Here is a 23178-nt window from a genome sequence, read left to right as displayed (position 1 = left end):
TCAAGCGGCCGCCAATACGGCCTCGAAGCGGGATTGTCTCGCTCGCACGATCTCTACCACCCGGGCTTCCTGCGCATCGCGTTCCATTGTGATTCAGGCGAGTAATCGTTTGCGTAGGTTGGCCAACGAGTCGTTGCGTGGCCGTTGGGTGCGCATTATAGGGCGCGTTTCCGCCATCGCAACGTCCTGGCTCATGCGGTTTCGGAAGCGGGCGCGCTCAGCGCTGCGGCGGCCTGATCGCTCCAGGCCAGCGCCGACAGGTAGGCTTGTCCGAGGGCCGCGGAGAGGCTGGGGAAGTTGTCGACCCCTGCCCAGTGGCCGCGCTGGTAGGCCTGCACGCACTGCAGGATCTGGCCGAGCGGTCCGCTTTGATCGATCAGAGCAGACTCGACGGCGGGGGCCAGCGGCAGAGGATCGAGGGCCTCGCGCATCGGCAGATCGAGCAGTGCGTCGAGGACCGAGAACAGCCCCACGGTAAAGGCGGCGTCCTGCAGCTTTTTATCGGTCTGCGCCGCGATCAGTTCGCAAAAGCGCGCGCGCATCAGTGAGATATGCAGCAGTTCGCCCGGTTTGCCTTCGATGCCGGAGAGGGCGATCACCGTGGCCCAGGTGCGGATGTTGCGAAAACCGAGCAGCACGATGGCGCGCTGGATGGAGTCGATCTTTTTGCGCAGTCCGAAAAAGGCGGAGTTGACGTAGCGCAGCAGGCGGTAACTGAGGGTGACATCGGTGGCGATGATGCGTTCGATATCGCGCGCATCGGCGTCGGGATTTTGCAGTTCGGCCATCAGCTTCATCACCGCCAGTTCGTTGGCGGGGGCATGCTCGCGGCGGATCACGCGCGGTTTGCAGAGAAAGTAGCCCTGAAACAGATCGAAGCCGATCTCTTTGCAAAGGTCGAAATCCTCCTGGGATTCCACTTTCTCGGCGATGAGTTTGATGCCGAGTTGCCGCAGCTCTTTCGCATCCTCCAGGATGCGGGCGCGGTGGGCGCCTATCACGTCGAACTTGACGTAGTTGGTGACCTCGAGGAGTGGGCGGTTCTGCGGCTCCAGACAGAAGTCATCGAGGGCGATCTGATAGCCGCGCGAAGCGAGGTTGCGGATGCCTTGCAGCACCTCGGGATCAGGTGCGATGTTCTCCGTCACCTCCAGCACCGCCTTGCCCACCGGCAGGTGCAGTGGATTCTCGTCGATCAGAAAGTTGCGGCTGCAGTTGATGAAGGCGGGGCGATTGCCGAGCAGATCCTCCAGGCCGATCTCGAGGAAGGTGTTGGCCAGTACACGGAGAGTTGCGGAGTCGCCGTCGATGATGTCGGCGATGTCCTCGCGTTTGCTGCGGTAGAGCACTTCGTAGCCCACGACCTGCAGATCGCGGTCGTAGATGGGCTGGCGGGCGATGAGGATGTCGCTCATGGTCGGCTCGAATTCCGGACTCGCAGTGGGTCAGAGACGATGAGTACCAGACTCGGCGCCAGGAGGGAAGGAGACGCCGCTCACTGGCCCATCAGGGCTCCGCAGGAGGCTGCGGATATGCCTGGAATTGATAATTGTCATCATTTATGCTGGTGATTCGCGCGCCAAGCCCGGCGCGACTCCCATAGGAAACCTCATGCTACACGAAGGTCTGTTGAACCTCTCCTGGTTGGGTGTGGCGGCGGCCGCGTTCGGCCTGACCCACGTCACCATCGCCAGCGTCACTATTTTTCTGCACCGTCACCAGTCGCACCGCGCCCTCGATCTGCATCCTGCGGTGAGCCATTTTTTCCGCTTCTGGCTCTGGCTCACTACCGGCATGATCACCCGCGAATGGGTGGCGATCCACCGCAAACACCACGCCAAGGTCGATGGTCCCGAAGACCCGCACAGTCCGCAGATCTACGGCATCCGCAAGGTGTTCTGGCAGGGCACCGAGCTCTACCGCAAGGAGACCCTTTGCCAGGAGACGCTGGAGCGTTATGGGCGCGGCACGCCCGCTGATTGGATCGAACGCAATCTCTACAGCCGCTTTGGTTGGCTGGGCATCGTGCTGATGCTGTTGATCGATCTGGCGCTGTTCGGTGTGCTGGGATTGACGGTGTGGGCGGTGCAGATGGCCTGGATACCCGTCACCGCCGCCGGCGTGATCAACGGCATCGGGCACTGGTCCGGCTACCGCAATCACGACTGCGAAGACGCCTCGCGCAACATCGTCCCCTGGGGTTTCCTGATCGGCGGCGAGGAGCTGCACAACAACCATCATGCCTACGCCACTTCCGCGCGCCTCGCGCATCGCCCCTGGGAGTTCGATCTCGGCTGGTTATACATCCGCGCCCTGGCCGCGCTGCGGCTTGCCACCGTGCGTCACGTGGAACCGCGCGCGGTGGTGATCGCCGGCAAGGAGCGCCTCGATCTCGCCGCCGCCAGCGCATTGCTGCGCACCCGCTTTCGGGTGATGCACGACTACACACGGCGCGTGATTCGCCCCGTGTTTCGCGAAGAACTCAAACGCCAGGTGGGTGCCGCGCGAAAAATGGTACGCCAGGCGCGGCAGTGGTTGACAACCAGCAGCGCGCGTCTTAACGATCAGCCGCCCGCGGAGCTGGAGCAGGCACTGTCGCTCAGCGAACGTTTAAGGGTGGTGCATGAGTTCCGCGTCAAGCTGGCCGGCATCTGGCAGCGTGAAGCGGGCGAGGGCGAGTCGCTGCTCAAGGCGTTGCAGGAGTGGTGTGCGAATGCGGAGCGCTCGGGGATCGAAGCGTTGGAGCGGTTTTCGCGGTCGTTGAAGGGGTATTCGTTGCAGGCGGTTTAGTTATTTTGTGTGGCTGCGCCATGGTGATTAGGTGCGGGGAGTCCGTCCCCGCAGCCGGACCTCTTTTCTTTGCATGCCCAAAGAAAAGAGGCGAAAAGAAAGGGCACCCAACGGCCGCGCCACTCTGCGAGTGGTTCCCTGCGGGCCTGATCCAAGCCAAGCTGCGCTACTCGGCGCTGCTGACGGGGGATAACCTAACACCGCCATGCGGCGCAATGCCCTTCGGTTATTACGCCCTACGCGGGCTGCGCCGGCCCTACATTTTCGCCTGCTGAAACCGGATAATGACGGCTCTTCTTCCGCCGCGAATCTTGCCGTATGTGGAGCTTCCGCGCCTGGCGCCGCCGCCGGGTTCTCGCCCGCCATCCCATCCCTGGCTCTGCGTGGGCAGGTGCGCTCGCCGCATTGCCGGTGCTGCGGAGGTTGCCGCGCGCCGGTCAGGAACGCCTGCGTGACACCGCCACGCTACTGCTCCACGGCAAACCCGTACACGGCGCCGACGGCCTGGAGCCCGACCGGCATCAGCGTGTCGTCGTCACCGCGCTCGCCGCCCTGCCCGTTCTTGGCCTGGATCTCGACTGGTACGACAACTGGCACGAGATCGTGCTCTATCCCGAAGTGTTTCTGCAGGATCACGAATGGATCGACGAGGCAGGGGTGATGCACCGTGAGCACCGTGCCCTGGAGGGTGAATCGTGGCAGCAGGGCCCCATCGTGTTGTCGTGGCCGGATGTCGCCGCCAGCGGTCAGGGCAACGGCTACAACCTGGTGATCCACGAGATCGCCCACAAGCTCGACATGCTCAACGGGGACGCCAACGGTCATCCGCCGTTGCACCGGGGGATGAACAATACCGTGTGGCATGATGCTTTCAGCGTGGCGTACGCAGATCTTGTGGAGCGGGTCGAGGCGCAGCAACCCACCACACTCGATCCCTATGCCGCCACGGCGCCGGAGGAGTTTTTCGCCGTGGCCAGTGAGGTGTTTTTCGAGATACCGAGGGTTCTCCGCGCCGCCTATCCGGCGGTCTACGGGCAGCTGGCGCTGTTTTATCGGCAGGAGCCGAGGGAGTGGGGGTGAGGTGGTGAGACTCGCTCTTCCCGGCTTGCCCCTTTGGGCCTTAACCTCACAGCCCTGCGCTACTTGGCGCTGCCGAAGGGGGTGACTTCAACACCGACATGCGCGGTGCAATGCCCTTCAGTTATTGCGCCCTATGCGGACTGCAGGCGATTTGATGGGTTTTTGTGTGGCTGCGCCACAGTGACTGAATGCGGGGAGTCCGTCCCCGCGGCCGGGTAACTTTTCTTTGCTTGTCCAAAGAAAAGTTACGAAAAGAAAGGACACCCAACGGCCGCGCCGATCTTTGATCGGTTCCCTGCGTTGCTCGGTCTGGGAGGGGTTTCATCGACAGCACTTCCTGTGCTGGCGATGAAAGCTTCGCCTTTCCTGGCTCGCCCCTGCGGGCCTTGACCTCACAGCCCTGCGCTACTCGGCGCTGCCGACGGGGAATAACTTCTACACCAACCTGCGGCGCAATGCCCTTCGGTTATTGCGCCCTACGAGCTGACTTGGTTTTTTGCAAGGTATTCGCTGCAGGTGGTTTAGTCGTTTTGTGTGGCTGCGCCACAGTTTATTTAGAGCGGGGTTCCGCGCCCGCAGCGCAGGTCCCTTTCTTTGCTCGCCCAAAGAAAGGGACGAAAGAAAGTGCGCCCTACGCGGGCTGCCGATGGGTTTGAACTTCTCACCCAACCAGTGAAGGTGTGGTGCCGGCGACCATTATTTGGCGGAACGATTGAAAAGACGTTTGAAAAGGAGTTCCGCGGCAGAGCCGGCAAGATAGTACAGCGCTGCATTGGTGATCAGTGCCGGGATGATGAACTCCCAACGCCGCACGGGATCCGGTATGTAGTTGAATTGGCCGGAAAACGGGAGCCAGTAAAGGTATCCCGCCGGAACGAATGCAGGCAGCGCAATCAGATCACACATCCAGTCGCTGCTGCAGGTCAAAGCAACAAAGAACATCGCCGTTGCGGCGATGACATACAGCCCGGCGAAAACCAATCCTGTCTTGGACCTCCTGATCATTGCTTTAGTGGCACCACCTGTATCTTCTAATGGAAAAACCGGGTCAGAGAGCAGTCCCTGCCAATATTGGAGTATGTTCCTCTCTGAGTTGGTTTTTTGAAAGGTATTCGTTGCAGGCTGTTTAGTTGTTTTGTGTGGCGCAGCCACACAAAAACCTAAAAGAAAGTCCCATCAATTGGCGAAGACGTACTCGCAAATCGCTTGCGCGGGATTCTCTCCGCCAGCCCGCGTAGGGCGCAATCTCATTGCGCCGCATGTTGGTGTTGAATTACCCCCCGTCGGCAGCGCCGAGTAGCGGAGGGCTGTGAGGATCAGGCCCGTCAGGGGCGAGCCAGGGATGGCGAGCTTTCATCGTCAGCACAGGAAGTGCTGTCGATGAAACCCCTCACAGATCGAGCAACGCAGGGAACCACTCGCAGAGTGGCGCGGCCGTTGGGTGTCATTTCTTTTGGCTACTTTTCTTTGGACAAGCAAAGAAAAGTAGTCCGACTTCGGGGGCGGACTCCCCGATTTAATTCACTGTGGCACAGCCACACAACCAATCAAAAGAAAGTCCCATCAATCGGCGAAGACGCACTCGCAAACCGCTTACGTGGAATCCGCCCGGCAAGAAACGCCTCGCGCCCCGCCTCGATCGCCTTCTTCATCGCCGACGCCATCAACACCGGATTTTTCGCCCCGGCAATCGCCGTATTCATCAACACCCCATCGCATCCCAACTCCATGGCAATCGCCGCATCCGATGCGGTGCCGACACCGGCGTCCACCAGGATCGGTACATTGGCGTTTTCAACGATGGTGAGGATGTTGTAGGGATTGCGGATACCGAGCCCCGAGCCGATGGGGGCGGCGAGCGGCATCACCGCGCAACAGCCGATCTCTTCGAGACGCTTGGCGATGAGCGGGTCGTCGCTGGTGTAGACCATGACGTCGAAATCCTCTTTGACCAGGATCTCGGCCGCTTCCAGGGTGGCGGTGATGTCGGGAAACAGCGTCTTCTGGTCGCCCAGCACCTCGAGTTTCACCAGCTTGTGGCCGTTGAGCAGTTCGCGCGCCAGGCGGCAGGTGCGTACCGCATCCTCGGCGGTGTAGCAGCCGGCGGTGTTGGGCAGGATGGTGTACTTGCTCGGCGGCACCACGTCGAGCAGGTTGGGTTCGTTGGGATCCTGACCGATGTTGGTGCGGCGGATGGCGACGGTGATGATCTCGGCGCCGCTGGCTTCGGTGGCGCGGCGGGTCTCCTCGAGATCCTTGTACTTGCCGGAGCCGACCAGCAGCCGGGAGGTGTAGGTCTTGCCGGCGATGACGAGGGGTTTGTCCTCTGCAGTGTGGCTCATGGTTGCGGTGTCTCTTCGGTTGAATGCGTTGCAGGAGTTCGTTCGCGGGACCAGCGGTTGCGGCTCACCCGCCGCCGATCGCACGCACGATTTCGATCGTGTCGCCCTCCTGGAGGGCATGCGTCGCGTAGCTGCTGCGCGGCACGATCTCGCGATTGATCTCCATGGCCAGGCGCTTGTCGGCAAGCCCGAGGAGCTCGATGAGTTGTTGCGCGGTCGACTGGTCGGCTACCTCGCGGGGTTCGCCGTTCAGGGTGATCTTCATCGGTGGATACGGGGGTAACGCCTAACGGTTATACGGTACTTGAAGGGAAGGGATTGTACACCACAATGCCCAGCCGGGGCGGCCCGGTCAGGTCGTCGTGGGTTGTGAGGTCGCGCCCGCCTGCGCGTTGGCCTCGCACTCCAGGAAGATGCGTTTGTCGCATTGGTGGCACGCACTCCAGTCGACACCCGCGGTAGCGGTGGCCAGGGCATCGGCCTTGCTGAGGAACACCTTGTCGGGGCCGATCTCGGCGAGGGCGCCGCTCTTCTGCAGCACTTCGTACACCTGGGGTTTGACATTGCTGAGGATGAGACTGCCCTTGCGTGTCTTGCGGCGCCGGGCTTCGCGTGCCAGCAGGTCGGCCCCCGACAGGTCGATGAAATTGATGCCGGTGGCGATGATCAGCAGGTGCCTCTGGTCGGCGCTGGCCCGTTCGATCTGGCGCAGGCACTCCTGGACATGGCTGACCGAGCCGAAGAAAAGAGAACCGTCGATGCGGATGATCTTCAGCTGGGGGCACTCGGCCAGCGAGCTGTCGGTGACGAAGGCGCGCTTGCGGTCGTTGGCGTTGGGCGTGCGGGCCACGATCCTGGGTTTGGAGGTGCGGTTGAGATAGAGCACCAAGGACATGAGAACACCCAGATAGATGGCGAACTCCAGCTCCAGAAATATGACCGCGAGGAAGGTGGAGACGAGTATCACCGTCTCCTCACGACTGGCTTTGAGGATGTGTTTGATGGCCTGAAAATCGATCAAGCCCCAGGCCACCAGAAAGAGAATACCCGCCATGGCGGCATTGGGCAGATAGGCCACCAGCGGTGCTACCAGCAGCACGATCACAATCAGCAGCAGACCGGCGAACACCGCGGCGAGCGGCGTCTGCGCACCTGCCTGGTAGTTGACGCCGCTGCGGTTGAACGAACCGGTGGCGACGTAGCCGGAGAAGAAGCTGCCGAAGATGTTCGACAGCCCCTGACCGATGAACTCCTGATTGCCATCCAGCGATTGATTGCTGCGCATCGCCAGCGAACGCCCGATGGAGACCGCCTCGGTGAGTGCGAACAACGTTACCGCCAGTGCCGTGGGCGCCAGTTTTTTGATGTCGGATAAGTCGAAATCGGGTGACGAGAGCGGCGGTAGCGAGCGGGGCAGCGCGCCTACCGTCTGGATCTGTGTGGCGGCCTGGCCGCCAAAGAACAGATTCAGCACTACCGCGGTGAGGCTGCCGATCAGCAGCGCGGCAATCATGTAGGGAAAGCGCGGCAGGAATTTTTTGAACAGGATACCGGCGGTCAGCGTCACCAACCCCACGGCCGTGACGTAGATGTTGATCTCATCGATATGCTGGCCGAAGTGGTAGAGGATGTCGTAGACATGCTCGCCCTGTGCCTGCGGGTCGCCCGTGAAGTTCTTGATCTGCTTGGCGGCGATCAGCAGCGCGGCGCCCGCCGTGAAGCCCACCACCACGGAGTGGGAGATGAAATTGACCAGCGCCCCCATGCGTGCAAGTCCCAGCGCCAGCTCGATGACACCGACCATGAAGGTAAGCATCAGCGCGAGCTGCACGTACTCCGCCGTCCCCGGCTGGGCATGCACCGACAGCGAGGATAAGAGCACGATGGAGGCCGCCGTCGTCGGTCCCGAGACCAGGTGCCACGATGACCCCCACAGCGCCGCGATGATGGCGGGAATCATGCCGGCGTAGAGACCGTACTCTGGCGGCATGCCGGCGATGGTGGCGAAGGCGACGCCCTGGGGCAGTACGACGATGGCGCCGGTGAGGCCCGCGGTCAGATCGCGCCGCGCCGAGTCGGGAGTGACCATCGGCCACCAGCGCAGCATCGGCAACAGCCGATAGAGCCACAGCGGGCAGCTGATCTGGCGTCCGGCGGTGAACATCTAGCGCACGGATCCGGGGAAGTGTGTGGTTCGAGCCGAGACCAGGTCAGGGGAGGCGGCAGGCACGGCTCGCAGCTGCCGAACAGGCGGCCTTGGGGCGGTGCACAACAGACGTCGTGGATATCGGTTCATCGGTACGAGAGGGCCGTAATCCTATCACAGCGCGGCCTGCCACGGGTCGATACCAAATGGGATAGATTGGACGCGGGCCCCTGGAGGTCGTTGCGATTTCGCGAAATATCGCACTAGAATGAGGGTCAATTCGGGTAAAAAACCAAGGTATCCCGATCCCGTGACGAGGTGGGCGCAGCCATGACTGATCACTGGACAAAAGACGTTATTACTCCCTCCCAGGTCGGCACCCTTTACGAGCTGTTTCGTGAACGGGTGCGCCGCACGCCGGATTCCATCGCCTATCGACAATACGACCGCACCCGCAAGGAGTGGGAAGCATTCTCCTGGCAGCAGGTGGCCGCCGAGGCGGCGCGCTGGCAGCAGGCGCTGCGCAATGAAGGCCTCAAGGAGGGCGATCGCATCGCGGTACTGATGCGCAACTGTGTCGACTGGGTGGCCATCGACCAGGCGGCGCTGGGCCTGGGGCTGGCGGTGGTGCCGCTCTACCTCGATGACCGCCCTGACAGCGTCGCCTATATCGTGGGCGACGCCGGAGCGCGGTTGCTGGCGGTTCAGGATGCCGGTATCTGGCGCAAACTGGCGCCGGCACTCGACAAGGGGAATGCGCAGCTCGGTTGCATCGTGATTCGCGGCGAAGGCGACAAGGCGGGTCCCAAACTGCACGACAAGGAGCGCTGGAGCTCCGACTGGCTGCCCCCCGGCGCTGGCGATCTGGCCGACTACAAGGGTGATCCCCATGCGCTGGCCTCTATCGTCTATACCTCGGGTACTACCGGCAAGCCCAAAGGCGTGATGCTGAGCCACAACAACATGTTCTCGGTGGCCGCGGCCGCGCTGACCATCATCGATGTCTACAAAGAGGATACTTTTCTTTCGTTCCTGCCGCTCTCTCACACCTTGGAGCGTACTGCCGGTTATTACCTGCCGATCATGACGGGCTCCACGGTGGCCTACTCGCGCTCGATCCTGGAGCTGGCGGATGACCTGGCCACGGTGAAGCCGACCGTGATGATTGCGGTGCCGCGCATCTTCGAGCGCGTCTACGGCAAGATCGAGCAGCAGATGAGCAAGAAGCCGCCCATCGCGCGCAAACTCTTCCACCTGGCGGTGAAGGTGGGTTGGCGGCGCTTCCAGGTCGAGCAGGGGCGCGCGAGCTGGACGCCCGCCTTGCTGCTCTGGCCGCTGCTGCGGCAACTGGTGGCCGAGAAGATCACCAGCAAGCTCGGTGGACGGCTGCGGCTGACCGTGAGCGGTGGTGCGGCGCTGCCGCTGCCGGTGGCGCGGCTCTTCATCGGGCTTGGCGTCAACATCCTGCAGGGCTACGGCTTGACCGAAACCAGTCCGGTGATCAGCGTCAACACCTGTGAGAAGAACGATCCGGCCAGCGTCGGTCTGCCCCTGCCGGGCATCGAGGTACGCATCGGCAATCAAAACGAGCTGCAGGTGAAAACACCAGGCTGCATGCTCGGCTACTGGCACCAGGAGGGTGCAACGGCGGCCGTCATCGGCGCCGACGGCTGGCTGCACACCGGTGATCAGGCCACCCTCAAGGACGGCTTCGTCTACATCACCGGCCGCATCAAGGACATCCTGGTGCTCTCCAACGGCGAGAACGTGCCACCCGGTGATCTGGAGGCGAGCATCTGTCTCGACTCGTTGTTCGAACAAGTGCTGGTGATGGGCGATGCACGCCCCTATCTCACCGCAATCTGCGTGCTCAACCGCGAGGGGTGGGATGCGCTGGTTACCGCCGCAGGGCGCGATCCCAACGAAGAGGGGCTGCTGCAGGATTCCGATCTCAACCGCCTGGTCCTCAACCGTATCGGCGATTGTCTGAAGGATTTTCCCGGTTACGCCAAGGTGCGGCGCGCCATACTCACTTTGGAGCCGTGGACCGTGGAGAGCGGCCTGCTCACCCCGACACTGAAGACCAAACGCAAGGCGATCTTCGAGCATTACGCACCCCAGATCGAAGCCATCTACTCCAAGGGTCCGGCCAAAGCGCACGCGGCCTGAGTGCAAATCCGTTCCTGCCCGCAGCGCCCGCCTGGTGCGGGCGTTTTCTCACTGATGATGAAATATCGGGACCAATGGCCCACCCTTTGAACTGACCAGGATCGGAGTCCGACTCACTAAGGGGACATCAATGGCAGCAACAGAGGAAGCCGGACAATGAAAATCTCCAAACTCATCGGAACTCTGGGGCTGGTGGGCCTCTTTGCAGTGTGGACAGGCGCAGCGCACGCTCAACGTGGGGAGTATGGAGCTGCACCGCTGACCCAACTCACCGACTATGGTCCAAAGCCGGCGATACTGGGGCAACCGGCGTACCTGGTGGGCCGGGGTTTCGGCAGCGACCCGAGGCGGTTCCGGCTCGAGTGGGGCAGCTACGAACGCCTCGGTGTGGTACTCGGAACACTGGGTCCGATGCAGATCACGCGCTGGACCGATACGCGCATCGACTTTCGTCTACCGGCCGAGATCACCGCAGCCGGCACCTATTGGATACACCTGCGCCCGGTGCGTACCGCCGCACCTTCCGGTACCGGAGTCTTGAGCACGGACAACTGGCTGGGCGGTGTCACTCTGGAAGTGGCGTTGCCGCGCCCCACTATCAGCGGCTATGCGCGTGCCGACATCTGCCCCACGGAGCCGCTCAGCATCCGCGGCAGTAACTTCACCCGCATACGCAATGCCTTTCTGGTGGCCATCGTGACGCGACCGGATACGCCGGGTGCCCGCGATAACGGCCTGGTGCTGAACACCGAGGTGGTGCGCAGTTGGAGCGACAACCGCATCGACATCCAATTGCCCACCAACATCCGCGCCCGTTTTTCTCCCGGTTATCACTATCGCGTCGACCTGATGACCCACGCTGCCGACGGACGATCCTTGCGTACCATGGCGCGCGGACCCGACGCACAGTTCCGCCGGGATTGCGGAACCGCGGGCCAGGCGCGCGTGGGTGGCGATTACCTGCAGCCTCGACTACCTGTTGCACGCACAGAGCTGACCTTCGACTTCGCCCCTGCCCGCTCGCCCGTCAAATTGGGCAGCGACATCCTCTTTGGCGGTACCTTTGTGGTGAGCGATGCCGAGTTGTTGCGACAAATCCGTGCACAGCCGCTGGTGGTGGAATGGCGCATCGTCAAGCGCGGGACCGCCATCGCCGTGCTGCAGGGATCGGTCAAGGTGCGCGGACCGCGCACCCCGCTGCTGGCCCGCACGCGGCCGGCCGAGATCGGCGAGTACGAGCTTGTCTTCAACATGCCCGCTCTGCCGCGCGGCTTGGAACTGAGTGCGCGGCATGCGGAGCGCAACCGCATTGAGGTCTTCTCGCTGGCTCCGGTGCAAATCAACAAGCCGCTACCCAGGCAGCAGCGCAACACCCGGTTGCCGGCTCCTCAGTTGATCCGCTGATGCACGGGTCCCGGGATAGCTCCGGAGCCGCTCAGCGAACCGCAGGGGCGTGGACGCGGCTTTTCCTTCTCTGCCTCAGGTACCTTAGAATCGGGTCAGGCGCCGGTTGGCGTTGTACCAGTTGCGGTTCCCCGAGTGAAAGGAAGAGGCATTGAATATCGAACAGTTCATGGCGGGCTACAAGGCAGCGTGGGAACAGCGAGACGAGCATCAGCTGTGCGCGTTGTTTGCCGCCGATGGCGTCTATCACAACACGCCGTTTGCCGCGCAGAGCGGGCACGCCGCCATTGCCGAATACTGGCAGCGCGTCAAATTGCAGGAAGATATCCATCTCGATTACGAAATTCTGGCCACGACCACGAAGGGTGGAATCGCCCATTGGCACGTGACCTATCAGGTGGCTTCCGAGGAGCTGTTTCAGATCTGGGCGCAATCCACGGGCACCACTCTGCTGGCGCGTAAACCGGGAGATCCCCTGCCGCGATTGATACTCGACGGAATACTGGTGGCGGAGTTCGACGACAGTGGTCTTTGCAAGACTACGCGCCTGTGGTGGCACAGCATCGTTGAAGGTTCTAGAACATAGAGTAAACAGCGTGCGCCGTTGTTTTCTCCCTGGCGGTATCACTGCGCACGACTAGAGAGCAATGGCCAACACCCCAATCCACTACACCGGCATGCCGCTCGATCGGGCGGCGATGCTGCGCACCGATCCACACTGGGTGCGCAGCATCGTCAATCATGCCGAAGCCCGGTTCCTGCCTTTGTGGCGCAACCGCATTCTGATCCGCGCGGCGCAACCGCCCGCTGCCACCGAGCCGGTCGTGATAGCGCGCGACGAGGCGGACTGGCTGATCGGCGCGGCGTCCGAGTTGGTACTGCTGGGGTTGGAAGGCGAGCGCCCGGTATTTGCCGCCGACCTCACCCCGCACGACGAAGCGCAGCTGGCTGGTTTGCCGGGCGAGTGTGAGTTCATCGATCTGCGCAGGATCGGTCCACTGCTGGCGCCGGATCACGCGGCGCTGCTGGCCTACGCGCGGGGCCTGCTCTACTGGCATCGTCACTATGGTTTCTGCGCGCGCTGCGGCGGTCCCACCGAGAGCTGTAACGGTGGCTATTCGCGCAGCTGCATCAATCCCGATTGCGCCACGCGCAGTTTTCCGCGCGTCGATCCGGCGGTGATCATGCTCGTCGAACATCGTCCCGGTGACGGCACGCAACCACGCTGTCTGTTGGGCCGGCACAACCGCCTGCCGGCGGGCATGTACTCGACCCTGGCCGGTTTCGTCGAGCCCGGCGAAAGTCTGGAGGAGGCGGTGGCCCGCGAGGTGCTTGAGGAGGTGGGTATCGAGGTGAGCGAGGTGCATTATCAGGGTTCGCAACCCTGGCCCTTTCCCGCTTCCATCATGCTGGGTTTTCGCGCCCGCGCCGTGACCACCGAGATTTGCGTGGATGGAGATGAACTGGAGGAAGCGCGCTGGTTCAGTGTCGATGAGGTCAGGGCGTTCGGGGAGTGGTGGGACGGGCAGTCGAAGCAGAGCATCCCACGCGCCGATTCCATTGCGCGTTATCTCATCGAGTCGTGGGCGGCAGAGGTGGAGTAGGTGCGGGTTGCGGCCTTGACGTTGACCGCGACTGAAGTCGCTCCTACAGGCGAACGGCAGGGATGGTAGGAGCGGTTTTAACCGCGAACAGCAAGGCCGGTTTTCAACGACGGTCTAGACAGAAGCCGCCCATCCACAAGACACGCCGTCAAAACCACTGCATCGAGCTGCGCACCCGCTGTTCGACATCGCTGATCATGGGCTCGCCCTTGTGGCCGATGATGGCGACAGTGCCTTTGGATTCGGGCCAGATCATGCCTTCCATGGACGGGCTGTCGATGCTGCGACGATCCTTGACCTTCTTGTCCATGAGATAGATCACCGTCACCGCGCCCATCTTGCCCGGGAACACCAGAATAGCGGCAGTCGAGCCGTTGATGGTCTTGGCTTCGCAGTAATTGATCTGCCCCATCTCGCCAACCTTCTTCAGGCCCACGGTCTGCATCAGGGCGTGCAGATTCTGCTGGATATTGGGGTCGATTTCGTTGTTGACCACCATCTCGTCGTACATCGGCAGGGTGTCGTTGAGGGCGACGACAATACGCTGTTCAAGCACCGTGCTAGGGTCGCGGCCCAGGTAGCTGACACCCACCAGGCCCACCACCAGCAGAACGCTGGCGGCCATGGCCATCCAACGCGGTACCAGCGGGCGCGTCTGCGGGGCTTGTTCCTTGCGGACGCTGTCAATCGCCACGACTTTGCTGCCCTCTTCCTCGTCGCGCAGCGTGATGGCGTGGCGCGCCATGATGCGGTCGGCAAGACCTTCCGGTGCCGGGATGTCGGCCGCTTCGTGCAAAAAGGCTTCGAACTGCGGATCGCGTTCGATCTCCCGCGCCAGTTCCGCGGCGCTGATCTCTTCGGCGTTTCGAGTATCGTTGCTGTTCATGGTCACTGCTCGCTCATGGCCGGGCTGGTGTCTTCGTCTCCCTCCAACATCGCCCGGAGTTTCTGTCGTGCCCTGAAGAGCCGGGTCATCACCGCGCCGGGCTTCAAGCCCATCTGTTCTGCGATCTCCTCGCTGGTGAACCCGCCGATCACTTGCAGGATCAGGGGTTCGCGGTAATCCTCGGGCAACTTCGCCAGGGCCCTGCGCAGCACGAACGCCTCGGTGCTGGTGTCGTAATCCCTGCCGCCTTCCACGCCGCCGAAATCCACGTCGTCGATCATGTCCAATCGCTTGCGCTCGTACTGGCGGGCGTTCTCGCGGCGTACGATGGTAAACAGCCAACTCTTGGCGGAGCTTTGCTCCTGCAGGCTGTCGAAGGCTTTCCAGGCACGCAGGAAGGTCTCCTGCGCCAGCTCTTCAGCCATGCTGCGGTCCCTGCAGAGCCAGAAGGCGTAGCGGTAGACGTCTGCCGACAGCTCGCGGACCATCTTTTCGTAGCGTTCCTTGGTCGCCTTTTCCGCCTGAGTCATCTTTGCCTTCACTCGATTAGACCGGAGGGTGGGCAAAATCATTACAGAACTCAGGCACTTTGGCCAATCGGGAGCTTGGCGGTGGTGACCGTGCTGTGAGTCAGCGGACAGTCACACTCACGACGGGCGATGGCGGGCCGAGCGTGCCCTGGGCGCTGCGCCAGCGGAGGCGGTACTCCGCTTTGCCCTGGTGCGGGTGGGCATCCACCATCTCGTTGCCGGTGCCGGCTGCCGCTACGTGGCGCCAACGGGCAGCGCCTGCGGAACGGGCCTCCAGCACCACTTCGTGATCGGCGGGTGGGGCGGTGAAACCGATGACCACCCGCGCGAAGGGTTGCGCCTCATAGCGGGCCTTGGGTTGCGGCGGTGCCTTGGCGAGTGCCGCGCCGACGCGCAGGCTCACCGCCTCACCCGGATCACTGCGATTGCCGGCGGTATCGAGGGCCACCAGCCGGTACCAGTAGGTCTCGCCGGGCAGCACCCAGGTGTCGCGCCATTCCCGGGCATCGCCGGGCAGCGGATCGCCGATCACCAGGCCGGGATCGTCGGGGCCGCCGCGCAGCACCAGGATCTGTGCGGTCTGGTCTGCGGGTGCTGCGGGATGAAAGTGCAGCAACACAGCGCCGTCGTCGCTTTCCGCGCCGGTGATCGCGGGCGCTGCTGGTGGTTGGGTGTCGGGCGTATCGACCACTACCGGTTTGCCGACGGGACCGACCACGTCACCCCAGGCGACAGCGCTGACCCGATACTCCAGGCGCAGGCCATTCATGGGGCCGAGATGATCGTCCAGCCGTGGCTCCTGGATCAGCAGATTGCCCAGCGCCTGCCAGGCTCCGCCCTGCGCGCGGCGTTCCACCTGGTAGCCGAAAGCGCCGGGCGTCGGGTCCCAGGTGAGGCGCACGCGGGTGTGGCCGGCCTCGGCCTTGAGTCCGCTCGGGGCGGGCGGTGCATCGGCCTGCTGTCGTGCCAATGTGGCGGCCCCCGGTTCGCCGACGGTGCCGCGCGGATTAACGGCGCGGACGCGATAGTAGAGCGCGGCCGACCGCGCGGGCGGCGTATCGCGATAGCGGGTCTGATCGCTGGGGACGCCGCTGGGTGTCAGCACCTCGTAGGGTCCGCCCAGAAGATGGGAGCGTTCAACGACATAGCCGGTGGTGTTGGGGCTGGCATTGGCCTGCCAGCGGATTTCGATCCCCTCCCTGGCGGCGCTGGCCGTGATGCCGGCAGGTGGATTGAGTGCGCTGTGATCCGGCACGAACAGCTTCAGGCTCGCCGCCTGACTGCGCCGTCCCAGCGCGTCGATGGCGTACACCTGGTAACGCACCTCGGTCTCGACCGGGGGTGCCGTGTCGGCAAACGCCGATCGATCGGCGGGCCAGGCGGTTCCAAGGATCAGTGGCTGGGGGGTCAGTGTGGCAGCGTCGCCCTCGCTCTCGCGTTCGATGTGATAGGCGAGTACCGGCAACAGATGCTGCTCGGGGCCCTGCCAGAAGAGTCTCACCCCTTGGGCATCGCTCTCAGCCCGCAGCTGCGCAGGCGGAGTGTGCAGCGGGGTGGCCCTGGCCAGGTCGATGGGATGGGTCTCCAGGTAGCTGCCGTCGGGTTTGCCGTTGTGATCGAGGCCGCGTATGAAGAATCCCGTCGCGCGGCGCTCGAGACCCTTGAGTTCGGTCGCCAGTCCCAGGGCCTGCGCAAAATCCCAGTTGCCCAATGCGCGGATGCCGAGCGCGATCGCGCTGCCCATGGAGGTGTTCGGCTTGTTGCCGGACTGGGCCAGACGCCCGATCTCGTTTTGATCCTCCCGGGTGAGCCGTTGCGTTGCGCTGCGATTGGTCCCGGGATGGAGGCGCTCGACGAGTACCCGCCCGCGGTCGTCTTCCAGGCGAAAGCCTCCGTCGCGCCAGCGCTCGGGCGGCACCCACCACAGTATCTGCAGCCCGCCTTTGCCGTCGGCGGCCAGGTAGACCTGCGACGCGGAGGTCTGCGCCTGCGTCGCGCCGGCGATAATCAACCCCAATAAACAGACCAGCCATTTAGCGCGCATCATCAACAGAATCCAAAGCAGGATTTAACGGCATTCCAGGCTCCTTCCGCGGCACTGCCGATCCCCTTCATTAGGTTCCCGGCACCTTTCACAATCGCTGCACCGGTCTCTCCCCAGCTGCAGAAGCTGCCGGAAATACCCGGTTTGGGAGCGGGAAGCACCGTCATACTGACTGTGAGCTTGCCGATGGGGCAGCCGTTGAGGCTGAAGCCGAACCCCAACTCGGGTGAGGGACCGGCAACGGTCATATCCGCGCCGACGCTGAGCGAGAGGCAGCCGCCGCCGAGGCAGCCGTTGGCCGCAACGTTGACTTTGTTCTTGGCGGTGGCCTGGGGCTTGGGGGTAATGGTGACGTCGGCCTGCACCTTGCCGCTGACGTTGGCGCAGGTGCCGCTGTTGCAGTCGATGTCCGGGAAACGGGCGTCGGCCTTGGCGCCGACCCGTAATCCTTCGTCGCGGCCCAGATTCAACCACACGCCGCCATTGATCAGTTTGGCCACCTCGCCCTGAACCGGATTGGCCGCGGTGCCGGCATAAAGGTGCCAGTCACCGCTGTCCTCGAAGTGCGCCTGCAGGGCGCCGGGGTTGGCCTTGACGCGGCCGAACCCGCCCAGGAAGTTCTGCTCGCCGCCCATCTCGGCGTGGAAGATACCGCTGCCGTAACCCAACGATCCGTTGATGGGTGCCGAGCCGCCGTGATTGCTCGACAGCAGCCACAAGCCGAAGTCCATCTTCAGGGCCGGGTTCTTGGGATCGACGTTGAAGTAGCCCTTCATCGTATAGGCAAAGCCGGCGTCGAAAGCCGAACCCATGGTGACGTTGGCGCCGTAGACGCTGTTGCCGGTGGCCTTGGGGATCACGTTGGCGAGGTTGTGGCTCAGCGAACCGGGTTCGACGTTGTAGCCCAGCCCGCCGCCGAGCCCGTAGAGACTGAGCAGATTGGGCACCATGGTGATGCCCGGGGGCGGGATGTTGTAGACCAGCACCGCCGCCCAGTAGTCGTTGCTGCCGAAGTAGCCCAGCTCGAAGGCGCCCGTCACCGGCAGCGCCGCGCTCTTGAAAAAGTCCATGTTGGTGGTGCCGCGATAGATCACCTGCTTGGTGGCGGCGTGGGCGGGGGTGACCCAACTCAACGGCGCGGGCGGATCGATGGCCGCGGAGGTATTGGCACCACTGCCCATATACTCGGGAAAGATGGTGCCCTTGGTGATGGTGTCGGTCTTGGGGAAGGCGAAGGTTATGGGCACTTTGCCTACCACCGGGCCACTGCCGGAGTAGGTGCCGGCGCTGGATTCCGTGATGCGGTAGCTGATCGGCATGTCCTTCGCCTCCAGCGCCTTGGAGAGCTTCAGGTCCGCCACGAAATCGAAATGGAGCCGTTCGCTGGTGCTGGCGGGTGCGCTCACCTTGGCCGATTTGAGGGTGACCGGTCCCTGGGCGATGAAGCCGCTGGTGCTGGTCAGCGTTGCACCCTGCGGACCATTCGGAAGGTAGGCCCTGCCGTCCATACCGAACAGCAGCCCGGTGAGCCACACATCCTTGGCGAAGGTCTTGTCGGCGCCGGCGAAATCGAAGCGTGTGTCGGAGGTCACCGCCCAGCCGATGCCGGGTTTTTGCGTCAGGGCGAGGTTGGTCGCCTCCAGGGTGATCGGACCGTTGGTCACCGGGGCCGCCTGGCCTGTGAGCGCCAAAGTGACGGTGCCCGCGCCCTGACCGGCATTGAAGACCGGATCGCCGCTGCCTTTCAGTTCAGCGTTGATCCACGGCACCGTGACACGCAGATTTTTATAGGTGGCCTTGAGCTTGCCGCCGCCGGCCTGCACCGCGATGTTGTCCCAGGCGATCTTGCCTTTGTCGAGCGCGGTCTGGAAGGCACCGAGATTACCGGTGCCGCACACGCCATTGGCATCGATGCCCCAGTTGCTGACCTTGGCGGTGGGGGTGCCCTTGAGGCCAAAGTCGAAGGCGGTCAGGGTGGCCTGCTCACCGAGGTGTACGCCGAGGAAAGCCGCCCCCGCGCCACTGGCGCAGGCGCTGTCGGTCCCGCTCCCCTCCGTGAGGCTGAGATCCAGCGCGACCTTGTCGGGATCGATGCGGTAGCCGCCGAGATAGAGCAGCGTGTCGGCCATCGGCAGTGCCGCCGCGTACCAGTCGCCCGCGGGTGAGAGCGTGCCCTTGACGTTCTGCCAGGCGGGCGCTTTGCCCGCTTGCGCCTCCAGCAGTTCGGGGTGGGTGAGCCGCGCGTTGAGCCAGGCATCGACACCGACTCCCGCCTTGCCCTGGAGCTTCGCCACCGAAGCCTTCAGCGCCGGCAGGGGCAGGTCGGTCAGACCGGTGTTGGTGATGGCGAACTCACCTGTCTCGACGGTGACGCCGTCGGGTTTCAGTTTCCACTCCTTGAAGGTGATCGGCACCGGCCACTGTTTGACGGCATCGCCCCCGCTCGGCAGTTTCACCAGTAGCATGCCTGAGCCGGAGTAGCGTCCGTTGCTTTCGGTGACCTTGGGTTGGCCCCCCGGCGCCTGCAGTCCTGCCACCGTGAACGAACCGCCCGGCACCGGGAACTCGAAGGTGCAGGCCTGCTTGGCGTCCGCCCCGACCACCAGATAATCGAGCGGCTGCGAAACCACATAGCCGGGTGGCTCTTTCTTTGGCCCCAGTTTCCCCGCCGCCGGGAGGGTGGCATCGCTCAGGGTGGCGGCGACACCGGGCTGCAGCGAGAGCGCTGCTACCTGTATCGGTTTTGGGATCGGCTCCGCCGTCAGCGCCAACTGCCGCAGCGGTTCGTTGAGATAGCTCACCACACCGACACCTTGTTGTGGCACCTTGTGCGGTGACAGCACACCGATCTTCGGCGCGTTTTTGAATTGGCCGGCGAGCGCTCTGGCCAGCCCGGCATTGGCCGGTTGCCCGTTGGCGCCAAAGGCGGCGGTCAACGTGTCATAGAGGTTGTTGCGCTTGGGTTCGGGGATCACCTCCGCCTCCACCCGGAGCGTGCGTTTGCCCAGCGTGGACAGGCCTATGGGAGGCGAGGGGAGTCCGGATTCCACATCCACCCTGGGTGGCGCAACGGGGGTCAGATCAAACCAGCTCTTCTTGCCCGCCAGCTTGGCGAGGTCTTCCTGGCTGCGCGGCTGGGAGGGGCCGAAGACCCGCTCGTCCTCGCCGATGGCAACGCCGTCCAGCAGCCAGCGCAGCCGCGCCTTGCCCTGTCCGGAGTAGCGCACCGCTGCCTCGGCCGTCAGTTCCGAGCTGCAGGTGGAAAAGGTGGGTAGATCGCCGAAGGAGAGCTGAGGTTTCGGTTGCGCCTGCAGCATGTTACCCGCACTGGGTGCGGCGGACAGCGTCGGCTTGGCGGCGTTCACGGCGGGTTTCTGCCGGGCGCCCACTTTTGTCGCGCCCTTGGCCGATTCCTGCTGCCCGGCGAAGCCGTCGATGCCGATCTCCACCAACTGCAGCGGACCGTAGCTGGCCGGGTCGGTGCGCGGTTCGATGCGTACGTTGCGGCAGAAGGTCATGAAGGCGCGATCCGCCACCGCCTTGGACCACTTCATCTGCTCCTTGCCGGTGTGGGACCCTGGTGTCAGCGCAGCGACCTGGGCATAGAGGCTCAGATCCTTGTCGATCGCCTGTGCCGCAGCCACTTGCCCGCCGCCCTGCACGTCCTTCGCCGAGAGTTGATAGACGCGTATGGTGTAGGGTCCGGTGCCCGCATAGCTGTGCTGGTGGCCCTCGCCCAGCGAGAGCGTATCGCCCGCCGCGTAACTGCCGGCGCTGCCGATCTGGGTCATGGCCAGGGGAGTTACGGTGCCGTCGCCCCAATCGACGAAGAGGTTGTCGAACTGCCAGGTGGTGGCGACGACCTGAGTCTTTTGGGTGACTGGATTTTTGAAGCTCGTCTGCTGGGTCTCGGGGTGGCTGGCGTAGGGACTGTTGTTGAGCTTGAAGGTGCCCTTGAGGCGGAAGCGGTCACCGACGTGACCGTCACCGGCCTCCACCACAATGGAACTGCCCTGTTGCTTCGCGCCCTTGTCCAGATTGGTGAGGCTGAGCGAGCCCTGTTCGCTGCCGCAGCCGAGTCCGGTGGGCGGACTGGGTGTCGCCAGAGGCCAGCGTTCCGAAAGTGCCACTTCGGTTTCGACGAAGCCTTGACCCAGTTTGGGTGTTTGCGCGTCGCTCTGCGTCGCAGGGGCCGCCTGTTTGGCGGCGGCAACCAGAATTGGTTCGTCCACCAACGCCGTTTTCACCACGCCCGAGGCGTGGTACCTGCGGTAGCCCGCCACCTCCCAATGCAGGGTGGCGCTGGTAAAGGCTGTGTTCACCAGATCGGCCGCGGAGGGCATCGCGCCCCCAGCCGGGCTCACGCCTTGCACGGGGATATTTTGTTGGAACGCGCCCGCGCTTTGCTGCATCTGTCCCGTAGAGGTTGGCGGCGCATGTTTCAGCAGTTCGGCGAGCAATGCGGCATCGGGCCGGAACCAGGTGGGCAGGACCGGAATGGGTTTGCCGAATAGCTTGTGCTCCGTGACTTCGATGCGTCGTCTGGCGGCCAGTTTGCCCTTGGCGTAGAAGCGGATTTCGAACCACTCCGAGGTGCCCGGATTGGTCTCCTTCCAACTGAACAGGGCCTCGTCGTGCAGCAGTGGCACGTCGGCCTTGTAGATGGGGGTTGGCTCGGTGAGCGGTTTACCCGTGATCGGGTCCTTTATCGGCGCCTGCGAGCCGATCTGCTGGCGCCATTGGGGAGCCTGAAGGTCGATGCGCCCCTTGAGGATATCGGTGATATCGAGCTTGGGCAGTTTGAGTTTTACCAGCTGCGGTTTTGGTTTCTTGGTCGCTGCGGCGAGCACGGCAAACTGCGCCGGCTGCTGCACACCGGCGCTCCCTTTCTTTACGGATGCAGTTATCTTGCGGGTGCCCGCCGTGGCCTGTTTGTCCACTTTCACGGTTGCCTGAAGTTTGTTGCTGCCTGCACTGATCAGTGGGCCCTGCACTTGGATGCCGTTGCCGAAATCAAGCAGCAGCTGGTTGCTGAGGTGCTGACCTTCCAGCGTTACCGCGTAGCTTTTTCCCGCCGTCATTTTGCTCGGCGTGATCTTGGTAATCTTTGGAACCGGCGGTAGTGTGGGAGTGGCCTGGACGACCGGGGGTGGCGCGAAGCCGCCGCCGGGCGGTGGCGGTGCAAATCCACCTTTTGCCGGTGGCGTGAAACCGCCGCTGGGGGGCGGCGTTGCGGTCGTGGCTGCGGTGCCAAATATCTCCAGCGCACGCGGCGCCTGGGCCTGCACGGTACCGCCGGGAATCGCCACGATGCCGGGTGTCCCAACCGCCGCGGTGATCGAGGCGGTGACGGTGCGATAACCCGGCAGGGCGTCCCCGGTGACCTGTACCCGGGCGGTGGCGGTGTTGGCACTGGTCACCCGAACGGCGCCACGCACCACGATGCCGTCGCCGAAGTCGACGCTCATGCCGTGGGCGAAACCCTGGCCGGCGAGGTTGAGCGAGTAACTCTGTCCGATCTGCAGGCGATTGGGTGTGATGCGCAGCAGACGCAGGGCGGAAGAGGTCGCAGAATCAGGCGCGGCGGTAGTGGGTGCCGCCTGGACAAAACCCGGAGGTCCATCAGGCGCGGCCGGGGTGGAGCCGGCGGGTGCGGCCTGGACGAAGCCTATCGGCCCATCCGGCGCAGCGGGTGTCGCCGGTGCGGAATCGCTGTGTGCTGTGCCGCCGGCGATAGTGACCGTCGCGCGCTGCGCGCGCGGTACGCCATCGATTACCAAAGCCAGGGTACGGAGACCTGGTGCTGCGCCAGAATGGACACGTACCGTCACGCGGGCGGTCGTGTCGTTGACCATGATCAGCGTACCGCCCGTCACCCCTTCACCGAGATCGACGCCCATCCCGGCGTGCAGACCGCGGCCGCGTATCAGCAGCGTGGCGGACTGCCCCTGGTTAAGCGTATCGGGCATGATCGAATCGACCCGTGGGGCACTGGGCAGGCCCAGGCGGCCCTGGGAGTATGCAGCACCAGCACCCAGCAGGAATATGACGATCAGCAGCCGGATGACGGAGCTCACGGGATTACGCAGCGAACGTAAATACATTTATGCTCCCTCGCCTTTTCTCGTTATTCATCCCTGTGCAATTGTTCCACAGACTATAAGCTTTTTACGCCCGAGCGCT

Annotated in this window: 15 protein-coding genes; 6 read left to right on the top strand and 9 right to left on the bottom strand. The window is 63.5% G+C overall.

From position 1 onward, the window contains the following. Window positions 1–191 precede the first annotated feature (191 nt). Window positions 192–1415: an HDOD domain-containing protein gene (locus DWQ09_14065; GenBank protein ID KAA3626993.1), complete on the bottom strand. Its 1224-nt coding sequence runs from the start codon at window positions 1413–1415 to the stop codon at window positions 192–194. A gap of 196 nt (window positions 1416–1611) precedes the next feature. Between DWQ09_14065 and DWQ09_14060 the strand changes: the two genes are divergently transcribed. Continuing rightward, window positions 1612–2790 carry an acyl-CoA desaturase gene (locus DWQ09_14060; GenBank protein KAA3626992.1) on the top strand — a complete coding sequence of 393 codons (1179 nt, stop codon included), beginning with the start codon at window positions 1612–1614 and terminating at the stop codon, window positions 2788–2790. Window positions 2791–3108: 318 nt separating this feature from the next. After that, window positions 3109–3870 carry a hypothetical protein gene (locus DWQ09_14055; GenBank protein KAA3626991.1) on the top strand — a complete coding sequence of 254 codons (762 nt, stop codon included), beginning with the start codon at window positions 3109–3111 and terminating at the stop codon, window positions 3868–3870. Between the two features lie 696 nt (window positions 3871–4566). Here DWQ09_14055 and DWQ09_14050 read toward each other — a convergent pair. The 4 genes from DWQ09_14050 to DWQ09_14035 form a co-directional block, all read right to left on the bottom strand. Continuing rightward, complete coding sequence (locus DWQ09_14050; GenBank protein ID KAA3626990.1) at window positions 4567–4851, bottom strand: hypothetical protein; 285 nt, start codon at window positions 4849–4851, stop codon at window positions 4567–4569. A 566-nt stretch (window positions 4852–5417) separates the two neighbouring features. Further along, window positions 5418–6212, bottom strand: coding sequence for a thiazole synthase (locus DWQ09_14045; protein ID KAA3627083.1), 795 nt, complete (start codon window positions 6210–6212; stop codon window positions 5418–5420). 64 nt (window positions 6213–6276) lie between these two features. Further along, window positions 6277–6477, bottom strand: a complete 201-nt coding sequence (thiS, locus tag DWQ09_14040; protein ID KAA3626989.1) for a sulfur carrier protein ThiS — start codon at window positions 6475–6477, stop codon at window positions 6277–6279. A gap of 87 nt (window positions 6478–6564) precedes the next feature. After that, complete coding sequence (locus DWQ09_14035) at window positions 6565–8376, bottom strand: SulP family inorganic anion transporter (GenBank protein KAA3626988.1); 1812 nt, start codon at window positions 8374–8376, stop codon at window positions 6565–6567. A 312-nt stretch (window positions 8377–8688) separates the two neighbouring features. On the opposite strand from DWQ09_14035, the gene DWQ09_14030 reads away from it, so the two are divergent. From DWQ09_14030 to DWQ09_14015, 4 genes are all read left to right on the top strand, one after another. Next, window positions 8689–10527: a long-chain fatty acid--CoA ligase gene (locus DWQ09_14030; protein ID KAA3626987.1), complete on the top strand. Its 1839-nt coding sequence runs from the start codon at window positions 8689–8691 to the stop codon at window positions 10525–10527. Between the two features lie 156 nt (window positions 10528–10683). Further along, on the top strand, window positions 10684–11931 hold the full coding sequence (locus DWQ09_14025) for a hypothetical protein (protein KAA3626986.1): 1248 nt from the start codon (window positions 10684–10686) through the stop codon (window positions 11929–11931). Between the two features lie 151 nt (window positions 11932–12082). After that, window positions 12083–12517, top strand: a complete 435-nt coding sequence (locus DWQ09_14020) for a nuclear transport factor 2 family protein (protein KAA3626985.1) — start codon at window positions 12083–12085, stop codon at window positions 12515–12517. Between the two features lie 61 nt (window positions 12518–12578). Further along, window positions 12579–13535 carry an NAD(+) diphosphatase gene (locus tag DWQ09_14015; protein ID KAA3626984.1) on the top strand — a complete coding sequence of 319 codons (957 nt, stop codon included), beginning with the start codon at window positions 12579–12581 and terminating at the stop codon, window positions 13533–13535. Between the two features lie 148 nt (window positions 13536–13683). Here DWQ09_14015 and DWQ09_14010 read toward each other — a convergent pair whose 3' ends face one another. The 4 genes from DWQ09_14010 to DWQ09_13995 are packed head-to-tail and all read right to left on the bottom strand — an operon-like array spanning window position 13684 to window position 23099. Beyond that, window positions 13684–14421 carry a DUF3379 family protein gene (locus DWQ09_14010; protein KAA3626983.1) on the bottom strand — a complete coding sequence of 246 codons (738 nt, stop codon included), beginning with the start codon at window positions 14419–14421 and terminating at the stop codon, window positions 13684–13686. Window positions 14422–14423: 2 nt separating this feature from the next. Then, entirely contained in the window at window positions 14424–14993 is a 570-nt protein-coding gene (locus DWQ09_14005) for an RNA polymerase subunit sigma (protein ID KAA3626982.1), read from the bottom strand. Window positions 14994–15051: 58 nt separating this feature from the next. Next, window positions 15052–16998 (bottom strand): hypothetical protein, encoded by a 1947-nt coding sequence (locus tag DWQ09_14000; GenBank protein KAA3626981.1) that lies wholly within the window; start codon window positions 16996–16998, stop codon window positions 15052–15054. Beyond that, the gene (locus DWQ09_13995) at window positions 16998–23099 is read right to left on the bottom strand and encodes a hypothetical protein (protein ID KAA3626980.1); all 6102 of its coding nucleotides are present in this window, start codon (window positions 23097–23099) and stop codon (window positions 16998–17000) included. The genes DWQ09_14000 and DWQ09_13995 overlap by 1 nt, the downstream gene beginning before the upstream one ends. Window positions 23100–23178 lie beyond the last annotated feature (79 nt).

The sequence above is a fragment of the Pseudomonadota bacterium genome (assembly GCA_008501635.1).
Classification (GTDB): Bacteria; Pseudomonadota; Gammaproteobacteria; order QQUJ01; family QQUJ01; genus QQUJ01.
The sequence above is the reverse complement of the archived record's forward strand: the minus strand, read 5'-3'. Positions and strand labels throughout refer to the sequence as shown.

Bases quoted from the DNA above. Each gene is read 5' to 3' on its own strand.
- DWQ09_14065 (KAA3626993.1), bottom strand. From the start codon at position 1,415: ATGAGCGACATCCTCATCGCCCGCCAGCCCATCTACGACCGCGATCTG.
- DWQ09_14060 (KAA3626992.1), top strand. From the start codon at position 1,612: ATGCTACACGAAGGTCTGTTGAACCTCTCCTGGTTGGGTGTGGCGGCG.
- DWQ09_14055 (KAA3626991.1), top strand. From the start codon at position 3,109: ATGTGGAGCTTCCGCGCCTGGCGCCGCCGCCGGGTTCTCGCCCGCCAT.
- DWQ09_14045 (KAA3627083.1), bottom strand. From the start codon at position 6,212: ATGAGCCACACTGCAGAGGACAAACCCCTCGTCATCGCCGGCAAGACC.
- thiS (KAA3626989.1), bottom strand. From the start codon at position 6,477: ATGAAGATCACCCTGAACGGCGAACCCCGCGAGGTAGCCGACCAGTCG.
- DWQ09_14035 (KAA3626988.1), bottom strand. From the start codon at position 8,376: ATGTTCACCGCCGGACGCCAGATCAGCTGCCCGCTGTGGCTCTATCGG.
- DWQ09_14030 (KAA3626987.1), top strand. From the start codon at position 8,689: ATGACTGATCACTGGACAAAAGACGTTATTACTCCCTCCCAGGTCGGC.
- DWQ09_14025 (KAA3626986.1), top strand. From the start codon at position 10,684: ATGAAAATCTCCAAACTCATCGGAACTCTGGGGCTGGTGGGCCTCTTT.
- DWQ09_14015 (KAA3626984.1), top strand. From the start codon at position 12,579: ATGGCCAACACCCCAATCCACTACACCGGCATGCCGCTCGATCGGGCG.
- DWQ09_14010 (KAA3626983.1), bottom strand. From the start codon at position 14,421: ATGAACAGCAACGATACTCGAAACGCCGAAGAGATCAGCGCCGCGGAA.
- DWQ09_14005 (KAA3626982.1), bottom strand. From the start codon at position 14,993: ATGATTTTGCCCACCCTCCGGTCTAATCGAGTGAAGGCAAAGATGACT.
- DWQ09_14000 (KAA3626981.1), bottom strand. From the start codon at position 16,998: ATGATGCGCGCTAAATGGCTGGTCTGTTTATTGGGGTTGATTATCGCC.
- DWQ09_13995 (KAA3626980.1), bottom strand. From the start codon at position 23,099: ATGTATTTACGTTCGCTGCGTAATCCCGTGAGCTCCGTCATCCGGCTG.